The sequence below is a fragment of the Spirochaetota bacterium genome, from assembly GCA_034190085.1.
In the GTDB taxonomy this organism is placed as follows: domain Bacteria; phylum Spirochaetota; class UBA4802; order UBA4802; family JAFGDQ01; genus JAXHTS01.
This window is the reverse complement of sequence record JAXHTS010000083.1, coordinates 1-19,864: the sequence shown is the minus strand read 5'-3', so window position 1 is coordinate 19,864 and position 19,864 is coordinate 1. Positions and strand designations below refer to the sequence as shown.

Below are 19,864 nucleotides of genomic sequence, written 5' to 3'. Positions count from 1 at the left end.
ATAGCATCTTTTGAAGGGAAGTGGATGCAGAAAATTCCTTAAAATTACGGGTATTATATTAGTAGGGGCGAACGGCCGTTCGCCCCTACTAATATCCTCGAATCCATTGCCGCAATATAGCATATCTTGATATTATCATATATTTTCATCAATGCTAATAAATATTAACTAAAGCAAAATCTGGTGCAATTAATTTTATTGAATGATTAGTAATTAAGCAGGTACAAAATGTTAGGTATAATTTTAGATTTTATGATACACTCTAATTTTACTAAGCATGTGTAAATTTAATAAAATTGAAGACTATGTTCAATGATAAAAGTCAAAGATGATAAATCCTCTTGGCATTCAGATACATAACATGATCATATTCATCCGGGCTCAACCTCTTCTGTAGATAGGATATAAATGGGGGTTCTTGGAAAGGGATAGCATTGAAGAGGAAATAATGATCATAATGCTCATAATCTCCGAATCTATAATAATTGCCTACAGGCGCATCAGTGCCGAATATTATTCTATCCTTTCCTATCCCCTTTACAGCCTTGATCACCTTTTCAGATGGGACCCAGGTGGTATCTAATAATAGATTTGAGGCATTTTTCGCTGCATCAATGGCAACATCATTATCACTCCCCTTATTCCCAAGATTCATATGCACCATGATGATTTTTACCTGAGGATGTCTCAGTGCCAATTTTAGCATAAGGTTAGGATTGCAGTACTCATCTGGTTGAGTGTGGAACTGGGCGGGGATATCATATTGAACACAAAGCTCCATGTATGGCTCTACGCTAGGATCGGTTACGCTGTACATATTTAATGAGGGATGAAATTTCATGCCTATCAGTTTTCCATCTCTGAAAAAATGTTCAATTTCTTGGGCGCTGTTTTTTTTATTTATAGGATTACACCAAGCCAATCCCCTTAATTGCTTATGTTTCTTTGCTAGTTGAACCATCTCATTATTAGCCTTAGTATCAAGGTCATCACTGATAATTGATACTAAGGCAAGAGTAATGTTATATTTTTCCATGGATACAATTAGATTATCAGGCTCAAACCCCAATCCTAGATGAGTGTGTCCATCAAATATTGTCATTTGCTGAACCCATTAATCTGGATGGTGGAGTAGAAATTATTATTCATATAATTTCCTAAAACATCGATGTATAAGTAACCAAGTGTTACTCATTAGAACTATAATATTCAATAATACTCTGAGAGTTATACAATACTTTGAGATTATGAATTATAAAAAAAATATTTCAATCATTAATTTTTATTTAAGTAGTTTGGGTTGTAACTGTACCTATTTTAGAAAAGAATATTAAGGTACATTATCAATTCTTCCGATTGATTTATTAGGTTAAAGAGTCTGTTCAAGGATGAACACCAGACTTTGGAAGAGGTAAGCTTATGAAAAATCTCATGAACATGGAGGAGCGTGAGGTAAAACGTGAAAAGATTGCAAACTCCTCAAAAATCCAGGAGTACAGGAAAAAAATCTCTGATGAGGTTTATTTGGATCATGCAATTAGGAAAATCGCTACGGAATTATCAAATTACTTGACTAAATAGGGAGAACTGGTGTAATGATTAATCGAAATTGTTGATTTATATGATATTTATGTACAAATACTAAAATATGATAGAAAAAAGGGATTCTTTTACTACTTTAAAACAGAATAAGAAATTAACAATACTCTTCCTTATTATATTCTTCATCGTAACATTTTCATTAATATATATTTATCGTGTATTCTTTTGGCCGTTTATCTTTGCATGCATATTTTATATCGCCTTAAGACCAGTTTATGATTGGGTAACAAAATATATAAAAAATAGACTCATAGGCTCCCTGCTCGTAACCATTTTCCTCTTTATGATTGTTCTTATACCTCTCTTTTTCATCATGCTTTCATTGGCTGATCAGTTTTATGAATTTTATCTGTTCCTTCATCAAAAAATTAATATTGCCTTCATTAATGATTTTATAAAAAAAAGCGATATCACTAAAACCATTTTTTCTTTTTTTAATATTGAAGAGAGCAGAATATTACAAGAAGTGATAAACTTTTTACAGAAATCCTCTCTACAAATATTTTCTAATATAACAACTGTTTTAACCTTTTCAATAAGGTTATCAATTAACATTTTTTTTATGCTTCTTATTCTATTTTTTTTATTCAAGGATGGTTACAGACTTGAAGAATCATTATATAGTATATTACCCTTTCCTGAAGATATTGAAAAAGACATTATTGAGAGATTAAAGCAGGTAATCAAGATTCTTATTGCTGGAAATATGTTGGTAATGTTTCTACAGGGACTGGCAGTAGGATTAGCCTTTTATCTATTTGGAATTGGGATGTCCCTTTTAGCGGGAAGCATTGCTGCAGTGTTTTCTTTGATTCCAATTGTGAGCACTGCTTTTGTTTGGATACCTGCTTGCGTCTATCTTTTAGTAATAGGTGAGTACCTATATGCTATATTAATGGGAACATGGTGTCTATTCTGGTATATTACACTGGAGAATCTTTTTAAACCAAAGTTTTTCGGTACTACGCTGAATTTTCACCCTTTGTTATTCTTCTTTTTGCTACTCGGGAGTATTCAGGCATTTAATCTGCCTGGTTTAATAATTGGACCTATTTTACTCGTACTCTTTTACTCGCTATGGGAGATATACAAACTGTTGAATGTGTATGATGACAGCAGTGAGTAAACAACCCCATCCTTTCATGACATTAACCCTCTTTATTTTGAAAAAATGCAAATTTGTGGATTAAAGAGATACTGAGATAAACAATACAAAAAGATTTTTTGTTAATAACTACTCATGTATTTTTCCCAATATACACTATTTAATTAAAAATGTATACAGGAGATGAGTTGGGTGTGTCTAAAATATGTTATTCTGGCTGTAGCGTAGCGGAATGCCGGAATCTAAAGCAATTATTAGTAGGTTTTTGTAAACATATAAAATTCCTGTATTCGCAGAGCTTGCCCCTGTGAATACAGGGGGATGACATTAGCTGAGTCGTTACTTCTGTTATATATTTTTTACCTTTATCCTCCGTCTACTATCCTTTACATTCTTTAATTGAGTAATGTTCTGAATTTATTATAAAGTTATAATTTAGGTAATATGTTAATTTAGCTTGAGATAAATACTATGTATGATATAATAAATAATAGAAGTACACTAATAATATAATCAATATATGTGATTAGTGTACATGAGAAGAAAGTCAGTTCTTTATTCGTAGAAGGATTCTGGAATTCAGATTGGAGTAGGGGTGAAGGTTTGTTCACCCCTACTCGAAAAATTGAGAGATATCCCATATTTTTCAATTTTTTTAAAAAATTACCCTATTTTTTTTGAAAAAAATATTATCTTTGTTGACTTTGCTGATTTTTTTTATTATCTTATAAAGATTTTAATAGTGATTCATTATTAACATTTCAAAAGTGAGAATATAAATGATAAATACTTTCTTTAATAATAATAGTTTATTACAAGGAGGTATGTGATGAAGAGAAGTTTATTCAGCATATTAGTTTTATTGTTAGTTACAAATTTTAGTGCATGCGATCAGTACAATTTATGGGGTAATGGCAGTTCACCCTATTTAACTGAAACAACATCAATCTCGAATGATGGGGTTAGGGTTTCGTTTTCAGAAGATATGAACCATATAAGCGTTGAAAATGTTGATAATTATACAATCACTTTAGTAAATGATGAAAATGTTTTTTTAGATATAATTGGAGCTTCGCAGATTTCAGGAGCGGTGGTAGAATTAGAGGTTGATTCTCAGATAGATGAAGAATACTTGCTTACAGTAAACAATGTTCAGAGTATTAGAGGAAAAACAATTGTGCCGCCAAATTCTATGGAGTTCATAGGCGATGCCTTGCCTGAAGTTGAGAATGTAGCGTCAACATCTAATACAGTTGTAAGGGTTACATTTTCCGAAGATGTTGTTGGTGGGGATCCGATTGCGGATCCCAATAGCGCTGAGAATCCAGATAATTATTTAATTACTCTAAGTGATAATCTCGATGTCTCTTTAGCAATTTCAGAAGCGCAGTTGGTTTTCGATAATGTAGTAGACTTAACTACTTCCTCCCAGGAGGAAACGGAATATTTACTCACAGTCAGCAATGTGCAAGATGCAACAGGGAACTCAATCAATTCTTGGGATCCAATAGATCCTTCTAAGAGGGGGGGAATATTTACTGGTAAAAGACTTATAACACTCCCATCAATAAATATCACTAATCCTATAGACGATGATATTTTAAACGGTATGGTAACGATCATAGCTGATGCTTCTGATCCTGACGGAATTGATAGGGTTGAATTTTATATAGATGGGACAATGGTTGGAGAGGATAAGGAAACGCCATATGAATATGGCTGGAATACAATAGGGTATAGCAATGATTATTATAGCATCATGGCAATAGCCTATGATAATTCAGGTGATTATCAAACAGATGATGATACAGAGGTAATTGTAAGTAATTTCGGGACGAAATTGCTGGGTACAATAAGCAATGATTCTGGGAATGGGATAGCGGTTGATTCTGAGGGCAGTATATATGTAACAGGTTATACAGATGGTGATTTGAATGGCTCTTTTGGATCAAGGGATATAATTCTTGTAAAATATAATATTTTTGGTTCAATAGAATGGATAGAGCAATTGGGTACATCAAATGATGATGAAGGGAAAGCAGTAGCTGTTGATGCCAATGATAATATCTATGTGACAGGATACACCTGTGAGGACCTGGATGGGGTAGGATCTGAAAGCTATTATGGGGGTACGGATATCTTTCTGGTTAAGTATGATAGCAATGGCAACACAATATGGATTAGACAATTTGGCACATCAGCAAATGAAGAAGGACTTGGAGTGACGGTTCGTCCTCAAATCGAAGACATTGAGGTTTATGTGACAGGGTACACATTGGGTGATTTGGATGGAGGTTCTTATGGAAATAAAGATATTTTTCTCGCTAAGTTTATTGAAGATGGATCTTTTGGTTGGATTAGACAATTTGGCACATCAGCAAATGAAGAAGGCATTGCAGTAGCCGTTAATGGAAGTGATAATATATGTATAACAGGATATACAGAAGGTGATCTTGATAGTGGCGGACCTTTACAAAATATTGGTGGTAGAGATATTTGTATAGTCAATTATGATAAGGCAGGTATTCAGCAAGGTAAACAGATGTTTGGCACAATGTATAATGATGAGGGTAGTGGAATAGTAGTTGATGTAAATGATAATGTCTATGTGACTGGGTATACTGAGGGTGATCTTAATGGCGAACCTCATTCTGGTGGCTCAAACTCTGATATTTTTCTTATTAAGTGTGATATATTGTTTAATGAGGAATGGACAAGGCTGAGTGGAAATGGAAATGATGATAGTGGTTGTGGGGTGGCTGTTGAATTGGATGGAAATATTTATTTGACCGGATATGTAAGTGATTCTCTTCATGGAGAATCCTTTCAAGGGATTAAAGATATTTTTCTTATGAAGTATATTTCTACAGGCGATAGAGAATGGACAAGACTATTAGGTACAGCAAATGCAGAGGAGGGACTTGGAGTAGCGGCTGATGCTTATAGTAATATCTATGTGACAGGATATACCGAAGGTGACCTCGGTGGACAGACCAATGAGGGCGGCATGGATATCTTTACAATTAGGTATAACTCACTCGGTGATAGGAACTAATTGTTTATAAGTAAAATTATTGACTCTTATGGAGTATAGTTAATGGGGCTGTCTATAGGCTAGAATTTATAGACAGCCCCTTTCTTAATTAATCTATACTGACGAGGTTCTTGCCGGATTTTGATTAGATTATCTTCCATTTTTCTTGATTTAAATATTGCTTATTCCAAAGGGTTTTATGCATCCTCTTTAAGAACAGCAGGGAGGTTCATTGCTATCTCATGTAGTATAGAGATCTCATATTCATAGACCCTTACAGATGTATGGATTTAATTTAAATTTAGTCGTTAAAAGGTTTTCAAATATAGAAAAAAGCTTGAATTATAAATGGTCTCACTATAATTTGTACAAGATTCAGTTTATAATAGGTGTCCTGAATTTGAATTCAGGATGAAAAGGGAATCCTGTTAGACACAGGAGCGGACTCGCCGCTGTAACCGGGGACCAAATCCACAAGAAGCCACTGTTCATCACCCTGCTTTGATTTGAGCAGACAAGTTGAGTGGGAAGGCGTGGAGAGTAGGGTGATCCGGAAGCCAGAAGACCTGCCTATTATGAAGAGGTGAGTGTTTGTAGAGCATTTCATTCTCGAGGTAAGGATGATGTTTACCCGGAAGTAGAATCCTTATCGTCCAATGAAGGACTTTAAGGATTTTTTTATATTAATAGAATATGGAATTACCCTTTAGAATAGGAACCACTTCATACATTTATCCTGATGAAATCATTCCTAATGTGCATAGATTAAAAGACAGGGTAAATGATATTGAACTGCTTTTCTTTGAGGTAAATGATGAGGCTGATATTCCCTCAGTTGAGAACATGAAGGAGTTGTTGCAGATTAGCAGGGATAGCGATCTTACATATACTCCTCATCTGCCTGTTGATTTGCATTTAGGGAGCAACAGGGATTTATTGAGGGAGAGTTCAATTGATAAGGTCGTTACACTGATAAATCACCTATATTATCTTCAACCTCATTGTTATGTTTTACACCTTAATTTAATGGATATAGAAGAGATTAGAATTGATGCTTGGCAGAAGAGAATAAGCGATTCATTACAGTCAATACTCAATAAAACAGTATGCAAGAATAGTGAGATAGGAATTGAAAATATCAATTATCCCTTTTGGTACATAGAAGATATTATAGCTGATAATAATCTTTCTATATGCATAGATGTTGGCCATTTGATAGTAGCAGGGGCTGATGTAGAGAAGCATTTAAACAAATATTTAAATAAAACTAAGGTAATTCATCTGCATGGTGTTTATAGAGACAGGGATCATCAATCCCTGAGGTATATGGATAGGAAGTTGCTCAAAAAAATTTGGAATATATTAAATTGTAATAATTATGATGGGATATTGACCCTGGAGATTTTTTCAGAAAGTAATTTTGAAGAATCCATTTCAATCATTGAAGAACTGTTATAAAGAAGGAATAAAATGGCAAAGCTTATATTTATAACTGGCGGCGCGAGAAGCGGTAAAAGTTCCTTTGCGTTGGAAATTGCTAAATCCATAGAGAGGGACAAGCTCTTTCTCGCTACATGCATTCCACAAGACGAAGAGATGAAGAGAAGGGTTAGGTTACATAAGCAGGAAAGACCAAGTTCATGGAGGACTATTGAAGCCAATAAGGGATTAGCCTCTGTGCTTAGGAAGGAGGTCGAGTCCGATATAGTAATCATTCTGGATTGCCTAACCCTCTTTGTGTCAGCTATGTTAGTGGAGGGGAAGGAGGAGGAGAAAATCAAAAGTGAGGTTAGAGAAATAGTCAGGATAATAAAGAAGGGCAAATCTACTGTTATAATTGTTACAAATGAGGTTGGCTTGGGTTTAGTACCGGACAATAAACTTAGCAGGGATTTTAGAGATATTGCCGGTTTCTGCAATCAAATCGTAGCATCAGGCTCAGATGAAGCCTATTTTATGATATCAGCAATACCTTTACAGATCAAAGGAGGAACAAATTGAAAGCTCTTGATGATGTTGTTAAATGTATAAAACCAATAAATTATGACTTAATGAATAAGGCGCAAAGCAAATTGGATAACCTGACAAAGCCCCAGGGCAGTTTAGGTCGGCTTGAAGAATTTGCCAAAAAAATCGTCTGCATCACCGGCACACTAAGCCCTACAATCCCCAATAAGGTAATTTTTACTATTGCAGGAGATCATGGCGTTGCTGAAGAAGGGGTTAGCCTCTTTCCCAAGGAGGTAACAGAACAGATGGTGTATAATTTTTTACAGGGCGGGGCCGGTGTAAATGTGATTTCCAAACACATTGGAGCACGTGTTGTAGTTGTTGATATGGGGGTTGCTTCAGATTTAAGAGAGGAGCCAGGTTTAGTTGTAAAGAAAATTGGATATGGCACGGATAATATGACAAAGGGTCCGGCTATGAAAAGGGATGATGCTATCAAATCAATTGAGGGTGGTATTAATCTCATTGAAGCGGAGTTGAAAAAGAATAAGGTTGATATTATTGGTATAGGGGATATGGGGATTGCAAATACAACCTCCTCAAGCGCTATATGTAGCTGCATCACAGGGGCGGATGTTGTGGATGTCACTGGAAGGGGCACTGGAATTGATGATGAACATTTGGAAATAAAAATAGATGTAATAAAGAGGTCGATTGAGATTAATAATCCTGATCCAAAGGATCCAATAGATGTTTTATCAAAGGTTGGAGGATATGAGATCGGGGGGCTTGCTGGCATCATATTAGGGGCTGTTGCACATAATATACCTGTTGTATTAGACGGCTTCATTACAACTTGCGCAGCCCTTATTGCTACAACGATTTCGCCAATATCAAAGGAGTATATTTTTGGCAGCCATAATTCTGTTGAAATAGGTCATAGCGTTGCTTTAAATTGGATGGGCATTGAGCCTATGTTCAACCTCAAGATGAGATTGGGGGAGGGCACGGGGGCATGTCTTGCCATCAGCTTCATCGAAACCGGGGTAAAGATACTTAATGAGATGACAACATTTGAAGATGCAGGTGTTTCCAAAGAGAAGAATTGACATAATTATTTTTTCATAAATACATGAGAAATAGTATTTAAATTACGAACCCTCTAATACCCGATCTTTGCAGATTCTAGGTTATTTTATTCGGTTTAGGAGGTCGAGCCATAAAGGCCAGTACTCCACCTCCCGCAAGGAGGATAGCCACAAATGTGAACCAAGGTATATAACTACCTGAAGCCTCGCGAGCCATTCCTGCCAATGGAGCTGAGGATGCCCCGAAAATAGTGGTAATGGGCAAGAGCCAGCCTAAAATTTTGGCAAAATTTTCGCGTCCATAATATGCTCCAATGAATGAGGGAAGGGCTGGGATAATTGCTCCATAGCTGATACCAAAGAGTACAGCGAATACATAGATCATGCTTAGGGATGTGTTTGTCATAAGAATACTCATCCCGACTACCATCAAGCCTAGGCAGATGGAAACAATATATCTCAACTCATATCTCATGGCCAAAAAACCCATACTCAGCCTGCCAACAATACTCATCCCAGGAATTAGACCAAATACAAAGGCGGCTAATGCCTTAGTAAAACCTAAGTCCTTTTCCAAGTAGAATACTAAATGGCCTATCATAGTATTCAGCGCGAACATATGAGTAATAAAAGCTGCCACTAACATCCATATAACCGGAGTACGCAGGGCGTCTCCCGTTTCCCAGTCAACCGGAGTCTGATATACCCTTGTTGAAGGCACATCAGTCGACTCGGATTCCTGTGCATCTTCATCAGTCTTGCCATCAGGTGCTTGACCCAAATCCTCAGGCCTGTTTCTTATAAGCATTCCTCCGATTATTACAGATATAACCACTAAAATACCACTTAAGCAGACCCAGGATAACCTCCATCCTAGGTTAGAAATAAAAATTCTAGTCACAGAGGGGCCGACAAAGCCACCTATTGATCCTGAGGCGACGATCAGAGCAACAGCTAATGATCTTTTCTTAATGAACCAGTTATTGGCTAGGGTTGTGGCAGGTACAAACATTCCAAATCCCTGACCCAAGGCAACGATAACTCCAAATAGTAGATATAGTTGCCAGGCTTGGTTGATGAAGTACATTCCAGCTAAGCCTAAAGCAGAGACAAGATTACCGTAAATTATGTTTTTTCTTGCACCGAATTTGTCGATAGAGATGCCAATCAAGGGGCCAACCAGTCCCATAAGCACCATGAACATTGTGATAACTCCTGCTACTACAGCCAGGCTCGAGTTTAACTCCTCATATAATAATGGGATGAAAACGCCTATTGAATAAAAACAACATGCACAACCACAGAAGTAGACCAGCATTGCTCCAGTCAACGCCTTCCAGCCATAAAATTTTTCAATTGATGAAACCATTCAACTATACCTCCACTTACAATAATTTATGTATTTCGATCTCAATCATCATAAGATCATTCCCAAATGTGTTTATAATCAGATATTTAAGGTCTGAATAATTGCACAGAAAAGAGGGGTAAATGTAACTTCAAATCCATTTTCGTAATGATGAGATAATAAAATAAGACCAGTTGAATCCATAGGGACGACCATAGAAGTATACATAAAAATAGCAAAGGATTTTTATTATAAATGAGCATTTTTATAGTATTATTTATATTCGTTATACTTATCTTTTCAAATCAAGGTTTATCCCAGCGGAATAGAAGTGGTGAAATAATCAAGAATATAGCGCTCATTGTCGCAAGTATGAGGATATGATCAGCGACCTGCATTAAGGTAGCCCCATCAATCATGATCTCTCTTGCAGCATTAATCAGATGAGTTAGTGGCAGAAATTTGGAAATTATTATTATAACCGACGGGCTGCCCTCAAGTGAGAACCATACTCCAGATAAAAACATCATAGGCATGCTGATGAGATTTAATATGCCATTGGATAGCTCCTGACTAGTTGTACGGCAGGCTGCTAAAAGTCCAATGGAGATGAGAGAAATCGCGCCAATAATTGCTACAATCATCAGATTCAAAAAGGAGCCTCGCATAACGAAGTCAATTGTGAAATAACAGGCAATAAAAATAAACGATGTGATGCATAGGGTGATTATTAAGCGTGAGGCTACATGAGCGCTAAGGAATTGGAATGCATGCAGTGGTGTGGCCTTTAATCGTTTCAATATCCCTTTGCTCCTGTATTGTACAATTACATATCCCACACCAAAGAGGCAATTGAACATCATATTCATCCCCAATACTCCAGGGATAACCCAATCAACGTATCGCACTTCTCTTCCTGACACGCTTTGCTTGATGAAGTTATTATTGGAGTATGACATAAGGATACGCTCTAGAAAGTAACCATTTTTAGAGTCCTTGTTGATCCAGTAACGGGTCGGAGTCCCGGATGCAATTAAAAGATCGATCTGATGGTAGCGTATCTTGTCAATTGCCTTTTCCAGATTTGTGAATTCTATAAATTGGATATATTCAATGTTTAAGAAATCCTGGGCTTTTATTTCATTTTTTTCTGTTTTATATACTCCAACTTTATAGACATAATCATTGTCATCTGAAAACACAAATGCAAATCCTAAGATTATGAGTGCTGGAAATGCGATAGACCAACCTAAAGATGATTTATCTCTATAAAATTCCTTATTTCGAGCAATTAAAACAGCTAATAATTTTTTCATTTCATTTTCAGGTTTTAAGTTGATGTCCCGTAAGTTTGATAAAAAGATCCTCCAGGGTATAGGATTTAACCTGAAGACTATTGAGATTAATATTATTATCCAGAAGTCGCTGGATGGTTTGGTCAATATCATTGGTATGAATCTCAACATTGTTCTCAATGAAAGTTACAGGCTCCGGCCAAGAGCCGGGATCGATGTTAAAATCGCTTCTATCCAAATGGACTGACATATTATCAAAGTTTTCCCGTAGAAGTTGTTGAGGTGATCCCTGTGTGATAATTTTGCCCTCGTCCATTATTGCAAGATTATCGCACAATATTTCCGCCTCCTCCATATAGTGTGTAGTTAAGACTATGGTTTTCCCTTTGGCTTTTATTGATTCCACTAACTTCCAGAAATTGCGCCTAGCTTGTGGATCTAAACCTGTGGTTGGTTCATCAAGAAATATAATTTCTGGGTCATTTATCATGGCTAGCGAAAGCATGAGGCGTTGTCGTTGACCGCCTGATAATTTTGTTGCATAGCGATCAAGAAAATCATGCAGGTGACACATGTCTGCTAATTCCTCAATAGGTTGAGTCCGCTTGTAAAAGCTTGAAAATAGTTGTAGCACCTCCCTTCCTGTTATGAAGTCCATCAGCGCTGTGGACTGGAACAGAATGCCTGCATCTTGACGAAAACGGCTGTTAATTTGTTTTCCTTTGTAAAGCACCTCTCCTGATGTGGGTGAAATAATGCCCTCAATAATCTCAATTGTAGTGGTCTTTCCCGCTCCATTTGGTCCTAATAACCCAAAACAGATTCCCTGTTCGATGGAAAAGCTGATGTCGTCAACCGCTTTAACATTTTGATAGTACTTTTTTAATTGTACAACCTCTAAAATTACTGACATGAATAGCGAGTCCTGAATTTTTGTTAGACGATGTTAGCTTACCATCATCAGGAAGTCAATACAAAACGAAGATAATTATATTGATGTGAAACAACTCAATGATACTTCTGAAATAATCTTACCTTGGGGCAAAGGAGGGATGTACGGTAATCCCCAAAAGTAATCTATTTTTTTCTGATACAATTAATAACAATGCAATAAGACCTATCCCCCATTGACTTGTTTACTTCTTTTAAAGGCTAACAGATTCCATATAGTTTCTTTAACATATTGAAAGGCTTCATCCTTCATGCGTGATCTTAACGTATCATAGCCTTGAATTCCGCTAATAATTTCACCTATCAATTCCCTTGCAGTTTGACTGTAATCCATAATGAATCCCATAATTCGAAGGGTTCTTGAATCATAAAAAAGGTCAACCACCTTGCTCACTTTTCCAATTGATATATCTGCCATTTTATTCCATTCCCAATTATATGAATCAATGTCGTTCGAGACTATTGCTTTAGTAAGTATTTCTGCTGTCCTAAAAGCATAGTAGAGGCCCTCTCCTGTGAGAGGGTCAGCTGCTCCAGAGGCGTCGCCAAGAAGCGCCCAGTCTCCCCCGCATTGAATGGCTTGCAGGAAGGTCTCTCTTCTCATTGATGGAATAGCTCTTGCATAGGGTTTATCAATAGATGGAGGTGTAAGACCTGACAATGACCATTCCTTATTTACAAAGCTTTGGAGTTCTGTTAGCATTATTGCACGGTCTGTATTTTTCCCAAGCACTATCCCAACAGATGTTTCTCTGAAACGAGGAAATATCCATGCATAGCCATTATAGCCCTTATAAAACTTGATGACAATGGGCATCTGTACTTCCTCCCGCAGAAGGGCTCCGTAAGCCATGAAGTAGTCATCCCGTGATAAGGGAGATGCAAAAGTCTTCCTTACAATGCTGTGAATTCCGTCAGCCCCGACAACAAAGTCAGCCTCATACTCCTTATCTGCTGTATGAAGTATGATTTTATCATCCCTTCGCTGAATAGCTTTTACACGATATGGCAAAAACTTGACCCCTGCTCTTATAGCCTCATCAAGAAGGATATTTCCAAGTCTCATTCTTGATACAGTAACTATTGGATTGTCTATAGTCATTACTATTCGTCTTCCAAAGGGGGTAATTACTGACATTTTATAGTTTGCTCGACCATTCAAGTCCCATCTATTGATATCAGTGAAATCGTTAAATACCTTAGCAGTCAGTCCACCACCACAAGGCTTTTCCCATGGCGCCTTATGATCAAAGAGCTGAGTCTTTATTCCATGTCGAGCTAAAAGATATGCAAGACGCGTTCCTGCTACACCAGCTCCAACAATTGCTATTCGTCTATTCAGCATTTTCCTTTCTAATTATATTAATGAGTTAAGGCCTCTTTCTAAGATAGTGATAACCTCGAATGCCTGTTATCTTAAAAGTCAGAATCGATTTATATTGACAACACAATAATATAGTTTCATCCTTAAAATTTTTAATAATTATTGCTCATTACAAGTGAATAAAAAAAATCGGCTGCTCTTTACGTTGAATCGCGGGTGATGCATTGTAATTATAAACCATGGTGAAGTAACATTCAATATTGGTATGTAAAATATAAAAGTCTTTACAATCAGAATAGGGATTGCTATTTTGGGTCAAAAGGGTTGAGTCAATAGGGTTTTAAACATATTACGCTCTATCAAAATATAATAAAACATATTGAGTAATATGTATAGATTTTTTCAATGTTCATAATTAGTATATTGAATAAATAACTAATTGGATGGTCAATATCATATTGATATGTTTTGTCATAGTGAATGAAGTGAATCAATCTCCTGAACTCATCAGGGATTGCTTTATAACCCAGTTTCTTAAATAAAATTTTTCATTTCTAAGAAATGAAGATAAGAGGAAGGAGGTATGGATAATGATTAAAACAGAACTATGCGATATGCTTGGAATAAAATATCCTATTATACAGGCTGGTATGGGGCCATGGAAAACTGAGAAATTGTCAATTGCAGCAGCTAATGCTGGAATACTTGGAATAATAAGCACAAGCGGGATCCTTGCAGAATCATTTGGAATGCCTGGGGCAGAAGGTTCTTCAGATAAAGTCAATGAAGAAATCGATAATCCCCGTAAAATGATTAAGAAGCTAATTCACAATGTGGAGGAGCAGACAAGGGACTCAAAAGGGGTATTCGGTATCAATTGTATGGTTTCAATGGAGATGTTTGAAGGATCAAAAGAGGTCCTTGAAGGAACAATAGAATCGATAAATGAAAATCCAAGTTTAAAAGAGAGATTAAAAGTTGTGATCACCTCTGCAGGAGACCCGATTCCCTGCGCTGATATAATAAAACCCTCAGGACTAAAATGGTTTCATGTGGTGCCCTCTGTGCGACATGCCAAGAGATGCCAAAAAGCCGGTGTTGATGCTGTAATCGCATCAGGGCATGAAGCTGGTGGGCATACTGCTTGGCAACCAGTTCATAGCATGGTGCTGCTGCCAGCAATAGTCAGGGCTGTGGATATTCCAGTTATAGGTGCTGGGGGATTTTGTGACGGCACAACCCTGGTGGCGGCTCTTGTCTTAGGTGCTTGCGGTGTTCAAATGGGGACTCGATTTATAGCTACTGAGGAAAGTGATTTTGTTCAGATATGGAAAGATAGGGTATTAAAGAGTAGTGAGATGGATACAATTGCCTCAAGGGGTTTTGTGGGCCCATTGAGATACTTGAAGAATAATGCTTCGGTTGAATTAACTGAGCTTACCATAAAAAATACACCTCAGTTATTTATTGGCGAGCCGGATGATACACTTGATCCTGAAATTTTTGAATTTGAATCAAAGGGCATGTCAGCTCTATTAGGAGATGATGATGAGAAGGCGCTTTTTTTCGGAGGCGAGGCTGCAGGTAGAGTGGATGATATTCCACCAATAAAAGAATTGCTGGATAGAATTGAAAGAGAGGCTGAGGAACTCATCTCATCTATTCCTCGATTTGTTCAAACAAATTAATCAGTACTATAATTTCAAATAATTTTTGTTGTGCTCGATATATTTCAACCTGGATTATTTCACTTATATGGCATTAACTCTATATGGTGTAGGTTGTAATTATATTAATTGAAAGAGAGAAATTATTTTGAAAATTTATTAGAAAGGAGATATATACCATGGGTGAGTGGATGGATAAGTATCTAGAGAAACTTGAAGTTAATCGTTTGGAAAATATTAAGGGCGGCGGACAGGAGCGCATAGATGTACAGCACTCGCTAGGCAAACTCACTGCCAGGGAGAGGATTGATCGACTCCTCGATGATGGAACCTTTGAGGAGATTGGGTCTTTAGTGAGGGATATGCGGCCGCCCTATGACGGTAAGGATAGACCAAGCCCGGCAGATGGGGTAATTATAGGCTCGGGAAAGGTCAATGGTCGTCCTATAATGCTGTTTTCCATGGATTTTACTATAATGTCCGGCTCAATCAGCGATCAGGCAGCATGGAAGCTGGCTGAGTTAATCCAGATTGCAGGATTGAGAAGGATGCCGCTAATAGGAATTATGGATTCTGCTGGTGAAAGATTCAGCATTAAGGGTGGAGATAGCGGATTAAATGCGTTGGGCCGGCTTATTAGAAATTATTGTCTCTATTCCGGCGTTGTTCCAAGGATAATGCTTTTATTAGGCCCTTGTACAGGCACAGTAGCCTCCCTGCCTGCATTGTCGGATTTCTTGATTATTAACGAGAAGACCGGATTTTTATGGTTGGGTGGAGAGATTGAGTCTAAGGAGGCGGGATTGGCTGATTTTCATATGAAGAAGAGCGGTCAATGTGATCTGATAGCTAGTGATGATGAAGATGCGATTGATAAAGCTAAGGAGTTACTCGATTATTTGCCACAGAGTTGCTGGGAAAAGCCGGCTTATAAGGACACTGGCGATGATCACATGAGACGGGATGAGGAACTACTTGATGTTATGCCGGATGATCCGAAGTACACATATGATATTCATGAGATAATTGAGAAGATTGTGGATAATGGTGAATTCTTTGAATTGAAGGAAGATTTTGCCTCTCATATGGTAATAGGCTTTGCCAGATTTGGGGGACATGTCGCTGGTATTGCAGCAAACAATCCTGAAGAGATGAGCGGTGTTTTTGAGATTGACTCCTCAGATAAATATGATCGTTTTATAAATTTTTTGGATGCCTTTAATATACCACTCATTACTATGGTGGATTCAACCGCTTATGTTCCAGGTGATAAATGGGAAAGACTGGGAATAATCAGGCATGGAGCTAAAAATTTACATTCCTATTCGCATCTAACAAATCAAAAAATTACAATTGTATTGAGAAGGGCCTATGGAGGCGCAAATATTGTAATGGGTTGTTCTCAAATGCATCCCGATTTTGTATACGGATGGCCTACGGGAGAGTTTGCACCTACAGGACCTGAGGCGATAGTCCAGGCTGTTTTTCATAAGGAGCTTGATAAGGCAAGAGAGCAGGGGAATTATGATGAACTCTATAATGCCTATGTGAGCGCTATAAGGGAGCATATGAATGTTATGTTTCTTTCAAAGTTCTGGACATCCTATTATATGATACATGATGCTATTGATCCTCGAGATACTCGTTCAAAGATTATAAAGGCAATTCAAGCTACAATGAACAAACAGGAGGAATTGCCTAAAAAGAAGACTTTTATTAAACCTGCGTAATTATATCAAGAGAGGTGAAATGATGGGCGAAAGAATGAACAATGCGATTCAGAGATTACAAGAAATTCATGAGAATAACCTAATTGGTGGTGGGATTAAACATGTGGAGAGACAACACAGTCGAAATAAATTAATGGCACGTGAGAGAATTGACTGCTTGCTTGATCCAGGAACCTTTAAGGAAATCGGCTCTTGTGTCAATACTACCGGTCACAGAATGGACGGCAGAAAGGCTGATGCTCCATGCGATGGAGGTATAATAGGCACGGGTTTGGTTGATGGCAGAAAGGTGGCAGTTTATGCCAGTGATTTTACTGTAATCGGGGGATCTCTGGGTGTGCAGCATATTCAGAAGTGCGCTGAATTAATAATTATGGCAGCTAACTGGGGTATCCCAATGGTTTGGCTGCTCGATTCATCAGGAGGAAGACTAGGGTATCAGGATGTTATGATGTCACATATTGACTGGTACTTCTGTCTAATATCACGATATTCCGGGTTGATACCTCAGATAAATGTATTGATGGGACCCTGTATAGCTGGTCAGGCTTATGCTCCTACCCTGTGCGAATTCCTTTTAATGAGCAGGGAGACAGCCAATCTTTGGCTTGCTGGTCCAAGACAGGCCAAGGCGGCTACATCAGAACAATTTGATAAAGAAGTGGGCAATGCGGATTATCATATGGTCCATAGCGGCACCTGTGATGTGGTGGGCGCCAATGATAGGGAGACAATTGAAAAGACACGTGCTTTGCTTAGCTATCTGCCTTCAAATTATAGGGAAAAACCGCCGGTCAAGGAAACATCTGATGATCCAAACCGCGAGGTCAGTGATCTTATCAAGATCGTGCCGGATAATTTTGATGAAAAATATAACATGCATGAAGTGATTAAATTGTTGGTGGATGATGGTGAATACTATGAAATTAAGGATGAATATGCAAAAAATATCATCACCTGCTTTTGTAGGATGGGCGGCCAGGTTGTGGGTCTTGTGGCAAACAATCCAATAGAGCCGGGCAGCATACTGGAAATAAATTCATGCGATAAATACTATCGTTTCTTACAGGTATTGAATGCCTATAATATCCCCCTCGTAAATCTGGTTGATACGCCACCCTTTGTGCCGGGTGAAGATCAGGAATCCATTGGACTCTTAAGGCACTTTGGCAAGATTTTGGATGTATATTCTAATGCTACCATACCCAAAATCAGCATTATTTTAAGGGAGGCCTATTCTGATGCCGGTAGCCTAATTATGGGTGGTACAAAGGCCATGGGAGTGGATTTGTGCTATGCATGGCCTATTACGCGTTTTGCTGTTGAGGCATCTGAAATCGATTACAGGGGGGTATACGGAAAGGGTATAGAGGATGATGCTTATGAGGGATACCTTAATCGATCAAGAGAGAAGGTGGACGTCTTTGATCTCGGTAGTACATATACATCTCAAGTAATTGATGAAATAATCAATCCAAAGGACACCAGGAAAAAGATTATAGAGGCTCTCACGATTACAAATGATAAGCATGAGCAATTACCTAAGAGGGCAAAGATGCATGGGACACCCCCAACATAGAGCATGGTAATACTATATAGCTTTAGCTGTATTGTAGCTAATTTTGTGGTTCCCACATAATAACATCAGTTATTATATAGCCGTTAGCATCATCGCTTATCTCAACGCACTGCTTTTGAGATGATAACTGCCACTTTACAGCATCAGCTATGATATATTCATTCGCATCATCGGAAATCATAACTGAACCACCAGTGCCTGCATTAAAATAGTATGTGCCGAGATATATCCATGCTCCTCCGCCTCTCTCCTGATTCATGACAACGACATCGGATCCTCCGCTGTAGTTTATTGTATAGGGAACATCAGTGGCGCGGTTGCTGTGCGTTGTCCACCAGGCATAAATATCATAATTACCTGATTCTGGCAGGTTTGGGGTGAAGGTTACAGTGTTGAGTCCAAATCCTGACTCATGGTAGAGAATATCCTTGCCATATTCATAGGTATTGCCGGATGAAGTTGGCCAATCGCCAATAACGAGAGCATCCTCGTTGTCTACTATTATCGGTTCATAAGCTGGTTGTGATACAAAATAGTATGTACCGAGAAGCATAAATTTGGAGCCATTCACTCGCTGATTCACACTAATTGTATCCGAACCCCCGCTGTGCTTGATAGTAAAAGGAACATCGTTTCCACGATTATTATGCGAGGTCCACCAGGCATACACATTATAATTGCCGGACTGCATAATAGCTGGTGTAAATTTTGCAATGCTGGAGCCGTCTCCTGATTCATGATATGTAATATATGAGTTGTTATAACCAGTTGATTCTCCGCCACCTGCCCAATAACCCACAAAGTCAGCCTCATTATCATCAATCACAGACCAACCTGAGTTTACTGTCATTACTTCAATATCTCCTGAACCAGTCTGGCTGTCTTCATCAGTTGCAGTAACAGTTATGGTCCAGTGTCCGGTTTCATCAATAAGTAAAGTCTCATAGCTGTATATCTTATCACCTGGAGTTACATCTCCATGACTTCCATCATCATACATAGCCTGCCCAGGATCCCCGCCAACGGTTGACAGGTCTATTACCACACTTGTAACATTATCGTCAGGATCGGTTATGCGGGCTGTAAAAAGCACTTCTGTAGCTCCATCCGGAGGTATATCGTCTGGCGTCACAGTTACTTCCAGAACCCTTGGACCGAGTTTAGGATCTCTTGCGTAATATTCAGCGCTAT

The 19,864-nt window shown here is 38.0% G+C and carries 15 protein-coding genes and 1 riboswitch; of the genes, 9 read left to right on the top strand and 6 right to left on the bottom strand.

The features are described from left to right. Nucleotides 1–322 precede the first annotated feature (322 nt). The gene (locus tag SVZ03_17120; protein MDY6935926.1) at nt 323–1,102 is read right to left on the bottom strand and encodes an amidohydrolase family protein; all 780 of its coding nucleotides are present in this window, start codon (nt 1,100–1,102) and stop codon (nt 323–325) included. A gap of 317 nt (nt 1,103–1,419) precedes the next feature. Between SVZ03_17120 and SVZ03_17115 the strand changes: the two genes are divergently transcribed. The 6 genes from SVZ03_17115 (at nt 1,420) to cobT (ending at nt 8,800) form a co-directional block, all read left to right on the top strand. Continuing rightward, nucleotides 1,420–1,581 (top strand): hypothetical protein, encoded by a 162-nt coding sequence (locus tag SVZ03_17115; GenBank protein MDY6935925.1) that lies wholly within the window; start codon nt 1,420–1,422, stop codon nt 1,579–1,581. A gap of 67 nt (nt 1,582–1,648) precedes the next feature. After that, nucleotides 1,649–2,728 (top strand): AI-2E family transporter, encoded by a 1,080-nt coding sequence (locus SVZ03_17110; protein MDY6935924.1) that lies wholly within the window; start codon nt 1,649–1,651, stop codon nt 2,726–2,728. A gap of 808 nt (nt 2,729–3,536) precedes the next feature. After that, entirely contained in the window at nt 3,537–5,762 is a 2,226-nt protein-coding gene (locus SVZ03_17105; GenBank protein MDY6935923.1) for an SBBP repeat-containing protein, read from the top strand. Between the two features lie 349 nt (nt 5,763–6,111). Next, nucleotides 6,112–6,330, top strand: a riboswitch (cobalamin riboswitch). A gap of 104 nt (nt 6,331–6,434) precedes the next feature. After that, entirely contained in the window at nt 6,435–7,199 is a 765-nt protein-coding gene (cbiR, locus tag SVZ03_17100) for a cobamide remodeling phosphodiesterase CbiR (GenBank protein ID MDY6935922.1), read from the top strand. A gap of 12 nt (nt 7,200–7,211) precedes the next feature. After that, complete coding sequence (gene cobU, locus SVZ03_17095; protein ID MDY6935921.1) at nt 7,212–7,742, top strand: bifunctional adenosylcobinamide kinase/adenosylcobinamide-phosphate guanylyltransferase; 531 nt, start codon at nt 7,212–7,214, stop codon at nt 7,740–7,742. After that, nucleotides 7,739–8,800: a nicotinate-nucleotide--dimethylbenzimidazole phosphoribosyltransferase gene (cobT, locus tag SVZ03_17090; GenBank protein MDY6935920.1), complete on the top strand. Its 1,062-nt coding sequence runs from the start codon at nt 7,739–7,741 to the stop codon at nt 8,798–8,800. The genes cobU and cobT overlap by 4 nt, the downstream gene beginning before the upstream one ends. 76 nt (nt 8,801–8,876) lie before the next feature. Here the strand turns inward: cobT and SVZ03_17085 are convergent, their stop codons facing one another. From SVZ03_17085 to SVZ03_17070, 4 genes are all read right to left on the bottom strand, one after another. Next, nucleotides 8,877–10,148 carry an MFS transporter gene (locus SVZ03_17085; GenBank protein MDY6935919.1) on the bottom strand — a complete coding sequence of 424 codons (1,272 nt, stop codon included), beginning with the start codon at nt 10,146–10,148 and terminating at the stop codon, nt 8,877–8,879. Between the two features lie 284 nt (nt 10,149–10,432). Next, complete coding sequence (locus tag SVZ03_17080) at nt 10,433–11,443, bottom strand: ABC transporter permease (GenBank protein ID MDY6935918.1); 1,011 nt, start codon at nt 11,441–11,443, stop codon at nt 10,433–10,435. Between the two features lie 7 nt (nt 11,444–11,450). Next, nucleotides 11,451–12,335: an ABC transporter ATP-binding protein gene (locus SVZ03_17075; protein MDY6935917.1), complete on the bottom strand. Its 885-nt coding sequence runs from the start codon at nt 12,333–12,335 to the stop codon at nt 11,451–11,453. A 204-nt stretch (nt 12,336–12,539) separates the two neighbouring features. Then, complete coding sequence (locus SVZ03_17070; GenBank protein MDY6935916.1) at nt 12,540–13,718, bottom strand: NAD(P)/FAD-dependent oxidoreductase; 1,179 nt, start codon at nt 13,716–13,718, stop codon at nt 12,540–12,542. A 569-nt stretch (nt 13,719–14,287) separates the two neighbouring features. On the opposite strand from SVZ03_17070, the gene SVZ03_17065 reads away from it, so the two are divergent. The 3 genes from SVZ03_17065 (at nt 14,288) to SVZ03_17055 (ending at nt 18,673) form a co-directional block, all read left to right on the top strand. Beyond that, complete coding sequence (locus SVZ03_17065) at nt 14,288–15,385, top strand: nitronate monooxygenase (GenBank protein MDY6935915.1); 1,098 nt, start codon at nt 14,288–14,290, stop codon at nt 15,383–15,385. A 158-nt stretch (nt 15,386–15,543) separates the two neighbouring features. After that, nucleotides 15,544–17,094 carry a carboxyl transferase domain-containing protein gene (locus SVZ03_17060; protein ID MDY6935914.1) on the top strand — a complete coding sequence of 517 codons (1,551 nt, stop codon included), beginning with the start codon at nt 15,544–15,546 and terminating at the stop codon, nt 17,092–17,094. A gap of 19 nt (nt 17,095–17,113) precedes the next feature. Then, entirely contained in the window at nt 17,114–18,673 is a 1,560-nt protein-coding gene (locus tag SVZ03_17055) for a carboxyl transferase domain-containing protein (GenBank protein ID MDY6935913.1), read from the top strand. Nucleotides 18,674–18,710: 37 nt separating this feature from the next. Here SVZ03_17055 and SVZ03_17050 read toward each other — a convergent pair. Continuing rightward, nucleotides 18,711–19,864 (bottom strand): choice-of-anchor X domain-containing protein (locus SVZ03_17050; GenBank protein MDY6935912.1); only part of this gene is annotated, 1,154 nt, incomplete at its 5' end.

Coding starts and splice junctions, on each gene's coding strand:
- SVZ03_17120 (MDY6935926.1), bottom strand. CDS start 1,102: ATGACAATATTTGATGGACACACTCATCTAGGATTGGGGTTTGAGCCT.
- SVZ03_17115 (MDY6935925.1), top strand. CDS start 1,420: ATGAAAAATCTCATGAACATGGAGGAGCGTGAGGTAAAACGTGAAAAG.
- SVZ03_17110 (MDY6935924.1), top strand. CDS start 1,649: ATGATAGAAAAAAGGGATTCTTTTACTACTTTAAAACAGAATAAGAAA.
- SVZ03_17105 (MDY6935923.1), top strand. CDS start 3,537: ATGAAGAGAAGTTTATTCAGCATATTAGTTTTATTGTTAGTTACAAAT.
- cbiR (MDY6935922.1), top strand. CDS start 6,435: ATGGAATTACCCTTTAGAATAGGAACCACTTCATACATTTATCCTGAT.
- cobU (MDY6935921.1), top strand. CDS start 7,212: ATGGCAAAGCTTATATTTATAACTGGCGGCGCGAGAAGCGGTAAAAGT.
- SVZ03_17085 (MDY6935919.1), bottom strand. CDS start 10,148: ATGGTTTCATCAATTGAAAAATTTTATGGCTGGAAGGCGTTGACTGGA.
- SVZ03_17080 (MDY6935918.1), bottom strand. CDS start 11,443: ATGAAAAAATTATTAGCTGTTTTAATTGCTCGAAATAAGGAATTTTAT.
- SVZ03_17075 (MDY6935917.1), bottom strand. CDS start 12,335: ATGTCAGTAATTTTAGAGGTTGTACAATTAAAAAAGTACTATCAAAAT.
- SVZ03_17070 (MDY6935916.1), bottom strand. CDS start 13,718: ATGCTGAATAGACGAATAGCAATTGTTGGAGCTGGTGTAGCAGGAACG.
- SVZ03_17065 (MDY6935915.1), top strand. CDS start 14,288: ATGATTAAAACAGAACTATGCGATATGCTTGGAATAAAATATCCTATT.
- SVZ03_17060 (MDY6935914.1), top strand. CDS start 15,544: ATGGGTGAGTGGATGGATAAGTATCTAGAGAAACTTGAAGTTAATCGT.
- SVZ03_17055 (MDY6935913.1), top strand. CDS start 17,114: ATGATGGGCGAAAGAATGAACAATGCGATTCAGAGATTACAAGAAATT.